Raw genomic sequence first — 5,386 nt, 5'->3', positions numbered from 1 at the left:
GCCAAAGCCCCCATCGCCGCGCGGGAATTGACGGTCGTGATGCCCAGCTCGGCAAGCGCGCTGTCCGCCGCCGCGTTCAACCGCCGCCAGTCGACCAACCCGAAACGCTGCGGATAGACATGCGCCAGATGCATGTTTTCGGCCACCGACAGGCCCGCCACCACCTGTACCTCCTGATGCAGAAAGCGAAACCCCGCCGCCGCCGCATCTTGCGGGCCGGTCAGGCGCAAGGCGGCACCATTCAGGGTGATCGCGCCCGCATCGGCCCGCTCCAGTCCGGCCAGCAGCCGGATCAGCGTGCTCTTGCCCGCCCCGTTCTCGCCCATCAGGGCATGAACCTCGCCGCTGCGCAGCGACAGCGACGCAGACACCAGGGCCCGCGTCGCGCCGTAAGCCTTTGCTACATATGTCAAATTCAGATGCTGCACGGCTTCCTCTTCACCAAATATCCCCGCCGGAGGCTGCGACGGTGCAGCCTTGCCCGCAGCACAGGATCATTCAGCCGCATTGGCCGAGGTCACCAGCTTGGTCGGCACATAGATCACCCCCGCGCGCAGCGTCTCGCCGCCCAGCACGCGGGCCACGGTATCGGCGGTGGTGCGCCCGATGCCGGCAAAGTCCTGCGCCACCGAGGCCTCGAAATTGCCGCCCGCCGCAATCGCCTCGCGCGCCTGCGGGTTGGCGTCGATGCCGGTGATCACGATGCCTTCACCCTGCCGGCCCGCCGCTTCAATGGCCTGCAGCGCGCCCAAGGCGGGCTGGTCCCAGGCGGCCCAGACTGCCTTGATGCTGCCCGGCTCGGGGTTGGCGGCCAGCACCGCCTCCATCTTGGCGCGCGCGTCGGCAATGCCGCCATCGGCCACATCCGGGGTGATGCGGTCCAGCACCTTGATGTCGGGATAATTGCCGAACACCGCGTCGGCAACCACGCCGCGCACCTGCACGGGGGGGAACGGGTCAAAGGTGAACATCACCACGTTGCCGGCCCCGCCGATCCGGTTGGCGACATAGACCGCGGTTTCCGCCGCCATTGCATAGCCGTTCGAGGTGATGTTGGCCTTGATCCGCGGGTCCGCGCCGGCATCCATGCCGAACACCGGAATATTTGCCGCAGCCGCCGCATCAAGCCCCGCGCCGACCTGAGCCGGATCGACGTTCAACACGATGGCGCTGACACCCTGGTTGACCACGTCTTCCATCCGGCTGATCACGGCGGCGACGTCGCCTGCGGTGTCGATCACATTCACCTCCCAGCCAAGTTCGGTGGCACGGGCCTGAAACGCCTCGACATAGAACTGCGTGCCGGGTTGCGCGAGGTAGGGTGTGATCACGGCGATCTTTTCGCCCTCGGCGACCGCTGCCCCTGCAAGTGCCAGCCCAGCCACAAGTGCCACTGCGCCCGCCGCGCGGCGGGTGAATGATAGTGCCATGATGATGATCCTCCCCGGTGTTATCTCATTGCCTTGCGAAGTCTGGCAGGCCAGAGTTTCGCCGTCCAGCGGTTTGCGAGGGTGCACCATGACTGACGCGGTTCTGATCGGAATTGACGTGGGCACAACTTCGGTCAAGGCGGTGATGCTGTCGGTCACCGGCCAGCGGCTGGCCGAGTTTGCGGCCAGCTATCCGACCCGGCGCATCCCGCCCGACCGGGTGGAACAGGACCCGCAGGATTGGCTGCGGCTGGTAACGGCGGCGCTGACGGGCTTTGCCGATCGACCCGAGGCGGCGCGGGTCAGGGCGATCTGCCTGACCAGCCAGGTCAACACGCATGTGTTTGTGGATGGCGCGGTCAACGTTCTTTACCCGGCGATTGTCTGGCAGGACGGGCGCGCCGCAGCGGCGGGCGCGCGACTGGACGCCAAGGTCAGCGCGGCGCAAAAGACCGAATGGCTGGGCGCGCCGATCCCGCTTGATGCCAGTCACGCCCTGTCACGGATGGCCTGGATAAAGGCCACCCACCCCGAGGTCTGGAAAGCCACCGCACAAGTGATGCTGCCGCGCGATTTCCTGATTGCACGGCTGACCGGGGCGGTGGTGGCGGACCCGATCTCTTCCGTCGGTCTGGTGACGCCGGCGCTTGGCTATGCCACGGGGCTGATCGCCCTGCTGCCCGGCGCGCGCCAGCGTCTGGCACCGCTGCGAGACCCGCTGTCGGTGGCGGGCCACATCCGCGAAGGCCAGCCGTTTGCCGGGGTGCCGGTGATTACCGGCATGATGGACGCCTGGGCCAGCCTCTTGGGTCTTGGCGTCGCATCCGAAGGGCAGGCGATGTATCTTTCGGGCACGTCGGAGGTGCTGGGCCTGATCTCGGCCACCATCACCGGTGAGCCGGGGGTGATCACCTTTCCGCCCTGGGCCGGGATCACGCTGCATGCGGGGCCGACACAGGCCGGGGGGGCGTCGCTGGATTGGGTGGCCCGGCTGTTGGGGCAGGACCCTGCGGCCCTTGCCGCGCATGCCGCACCGATCACCCGCCACAGCCCGCTGTTCCTGCCGCATCTACAGGGCGAACGCGCACCCTTGTGGGATGCAACGGCGCGCGGCACGTTTGCGGGCCTGACCAGCGCCACCGGCCCCGCGGAATTGACCGCGGCGGTAATGGAAGGCGTGGCGTTTTCGGCGCGGCTGGCGATGGAGGCGCTGCAGCGGTCTGCCGGGGTGATCCCGGCGCAAATTCAGACCGGCGGCGGCGGCGCGGCATCCGACCGTTGGTGCCAGATGCGCGCCAATGTGTTCGGGCGCACGTTCCTGCGGGTTGAGGGGCGCGATCCCGGTGCACTGGGGGCGGCGGTGATGGCGGGCGTCGGGGTCGGTCTGCTGCCAAATCTGGCGCAGGCAGCGGCACTGATGATCCGCACCGACCGGGTGTTCGAGCCGGACATGCAGGCCAAAGCGCTGGCCGATGACCGGTTCGCGCTGTGGCAGCGGCTTTATGCGCAAATCCGCCCGATCAACGAGGCACTGGCCTAGCGTCCGGCCAGCGCCTGTTCCAGCAGGGTGCGGACCACATCCATCGGCACGTCTTCGGCCACAAACGCCTCGCCGATCCCGCGCGCCAGGATAAACCGCAGGCGCCCGTCGATCACCTTCTTGTCTTGCCCCATCAGCGCCAACAGCGCCTCAGCCCCCGGCAAATCGCCCGGAATGTCGGCGAGATCGACCTTGGTGCCCATCAGCGCCAGATGCGCGCGCACCCGGCTGGGGGTTTCCTGCGCACACAGGCCCAGCCGCGACGACAGCTCGAACGCCAAGGCGCAGCCGATGGCCACACCCTCGCCGTGCAGCAGACGGTCTGAATATCCTGTAGCTTTTTCAAGCGCGTGGCAGAATGTGTGGCCAAGGTTCAGCAGCGCGCGCTCGCCCTCCTCCGTCTCGTCCCGGCTGACGATTCCGGCCTTCATTTCCACTGAACGGGTCACCGCATGCAACCGCGCGGCAAGATCACCGGCGCGCAAGGCAGGCCCGCGCGCCTCCAGCCAGCCAAAGAAATCTGCGTCGCCAAGCAGACCGTATTTCATCACCTCGCCGTAGCCTGACAGAAAATCGCGCGGGGGCAGCGTGTCCAGCACGCCGATGTCGGCCAGCACCAGCGACGGCTGATGAAACGCGCCGACCAGGTTCTTGCCTTGCGCGGTGTTGATCCCGGTCTTGCCGCCGACCGAACTGTCGACTTGTGCCAACAGCGTGGTGGGCAGCTGCACAAATCGCACCCCGCGCCGCAGCACGGCGGCGGCAAAGCCCACCAGATCGCCAATCACGCCGCCGCCAAAAGCCACCACCACATCGCGACGCTCGACCCGCTGTTCCAGCAGCCATTCGACGGTGCGCGAAAACTCGGGCCAACCCTTGGTCGCCTCGCCGGGTGGCAGGGTCAGGGTCGACGTTGCGATCCCCGAGGCGTTCAGGGCGGCGGTCAGCCGCGAAAGATGGGTGGCGGCAACCGTCGCATCGGTCACGATGGCAACCTTGGGGCGGGTCAGCAACGGGGCGATCTCAGCCCCTGCCCGGTCGATCAACCCGGCACCAATCCGCACGTCATAAGACCGCGCGCCCAGATCGACATGCACTGTGTTTACTGCACCATCCGTGTTCATTGCACCAACCGTCACTGCCCAACCCCCTGTGCCAGCACGTCGGGGCGGTGGCTCAGCGCCTCGACCACCCGTGCGGCCATGCCTTCCACCGACAAATGCTCGTCAGCATCCACCACGATGTCGGCCTCGGCATAGAAGGGAAGTCGCGCCTCGTAAAGCGTGCGCAGGGTTGCACGCGGATTGGCGGTGCGCAGCAGCGGGCGGGTGGTCTTGTGGCGAACGCGCTGCCACAAAAGATCAAGATCGACCCGCAGCCAAACCGACACCCCCGTCTCATGGATCAGGGCACGGTTCAGCGCCGCCAGAAACGCGCCGCCACCTGTCGACAGCACGCAGGGAGTGCTGCGCAGCAGTCGGGCAATGACTTCGGTTTCGCGGGCGCGAAAGAACGCCTCGCCGTCACGCTCAAAAATCTCGGCAATGGTGCGGTCGGCGGCGCGCACGATTTCTTCGTCAGAATCGCGGAATTCCACCCCAAGCTGGCGGGCAAGTGCGGTTCCGACGGCGGTCTTTCCAGCCCCCATCATCCCCACCATCACCACGGTCTTCGCCAAACGGCCCATCCAGCCCCACCGAAAGTCAAACCCAATGCGGCAAAGCCCTGCCGACAGGAAATAATCTGCCCTGAATGGCGTGAAGTTCCGCCAAATGCTATATACATTCGCACCGGGACACGGTTGGTGCCCGACACCTCTGGTGCCGTGCTGCAACAAACCACAGGCCGGACGGATGTGAAGAAAGGCAATACGATGGGACGGGCGATCAAGACGTTGCTGATTCTGGTGATCTTCGGTTTCATTGGCCTGACCGGTTATGCCTATCTTGCCGATCTGTCGCCCGCCCAGCAGGAGGTTACCAAGCCCGTGGTGTTGAATGCCGGAGACTGATGCGCGCAGCCATCTTGTTCAGGTCTGGCTGGTTGCCGCGGGGCTGGCGTTCGCGCCGGGTTTGGGTCTGGCGCAGGACGATGCACCTTTGTCGGCAATCGACTGGCTGTCCCAATCGGTGACCACGCCTGCGCTGGCCGGTGTCGCAGTGACAGAACCGCCGGTAAAAGATGGCGGTGCCCTGCCCGAACCGGTGGCGACATCGGCGCTGGACGGGCCCTCGCCGGATTCGGTGGGGCTGATCCCGACTGCGGTGTCCGGCCTGCCGCCAAAGTTATGGGGCGTAGGCCTGTCACGTGAAATCACCGAACGGCTGACTGCGGAACAGGTGGAAACGCTGCCCGCGCTGCGCCAGTTGTTCCTGACGATCCTCTTGGCCGAACTGGATGCCCCGGTTGATGCCGG

General features: G+C 66.4%; 6 protein-coding genes and 1 pseudogene. 3 read left to right on the top strand and 4 right to left on the bottom strand.

The features are described 5' to 3' along the window. The coding region (locus RMO18_RS18650; RefSeq protein ID WP_309667962.1) for an ATP-binding cassette domain-containing protein at window positions 1-428 on the bottom strand (428 nt) is incomplete at its 3' end. Window positions 429-494: 66 nt separating this feature from the next. Next, the gene (locus tag RMO18_RS18645) at window positions 495-1,430 is read right to left on the bottom strand and encodes a substrate-binding domain-containing protein (protein WP_309667961.1); all 936 of its coding nucleotides are present in this window, start codon (window positions 1,428-1,430) and stop codon (window positions 495-497) included. 88 nt (window positions 1,431-1,518) lie between these two features. On the opposite strand from RMO18_RS18645, the gene RMO18_RS18640 reads away from it, so the two are divergent. Next, on the top strand, window positions 1,519-2,970 hold the full coding sequence (locus tag RMO18_RS18640; protein ID WP_309667959.1) for an FGGY family carbohydrate kinase: 1,452 nt from the start codon (window positions 1,519-1,521) through the stop codon (window positions 2,968-2,970). Here RMO18_RS18640 and aroB read toward each other — a convergent pair. Then, window positions 2,967-4,094, bottom strand: coding sequence for a 3-dehydroquinate synthase (gene aroB / locus RMO18_RS18635; protein WP_309667963.1), 1,128 nt, complete (start codon window positions 4,092-4,094; stop codon window positions 2,967-2,969). The two genes, RMO18_RS18640 and aroB, sit on opposite strands and share 4 nt — an antisense overlap. An 11-nt stretch (window positions 4,095-4,105) precedes the next feature. Beyond that, complete coding sequence (locus tag RMO18_RS18630; RefSeq protein WP_309667958.1) at window positions 4,106-4,657, bottom strand: shikimate kinase; 552 nt, start codon at window positions 4,655-4,657, stop codon at window positions 4,106-4,108. Between the two features lie 117 nt (window positions 4,658-4,774). Between RMO18_RS18630 and RMO18_RS18625 the strand changes: the two genes are divergently transcribed. Further along, a complete protein-coding gene (locus RMO18_RS18625) occupies window positions 4,775-4,981 on the top strand; it encodes a hypothetical protein (RefSeq protein WP_309667957.1) in 207 nt (68 codons plus the stop codon). Beyond that, window positions 4,968-5,386 (top strand): annotated as a pseudogene (locus tag RMO18_RS18620) (hypothetical protein); the annotation flags it as partial. The gene RMO18_RS18625 and the pseudogene RMO18_RS18620, both read left to right, overlap by 14 nt.

The organism is Tabrizicola sp., assembly GCF_031377265.1.
Taxonomy (GTDB): domain Bacteria; phylum Pseudomonadota; class Alphaproteobacteria; order Rhodobacterales; family Rhodobacteraceae; genus JAUYQR01.
Note: the sequence above shows the minus strand (reverse complement) of the source record. Positions and strands in the feature narration are given on the sequence as shown.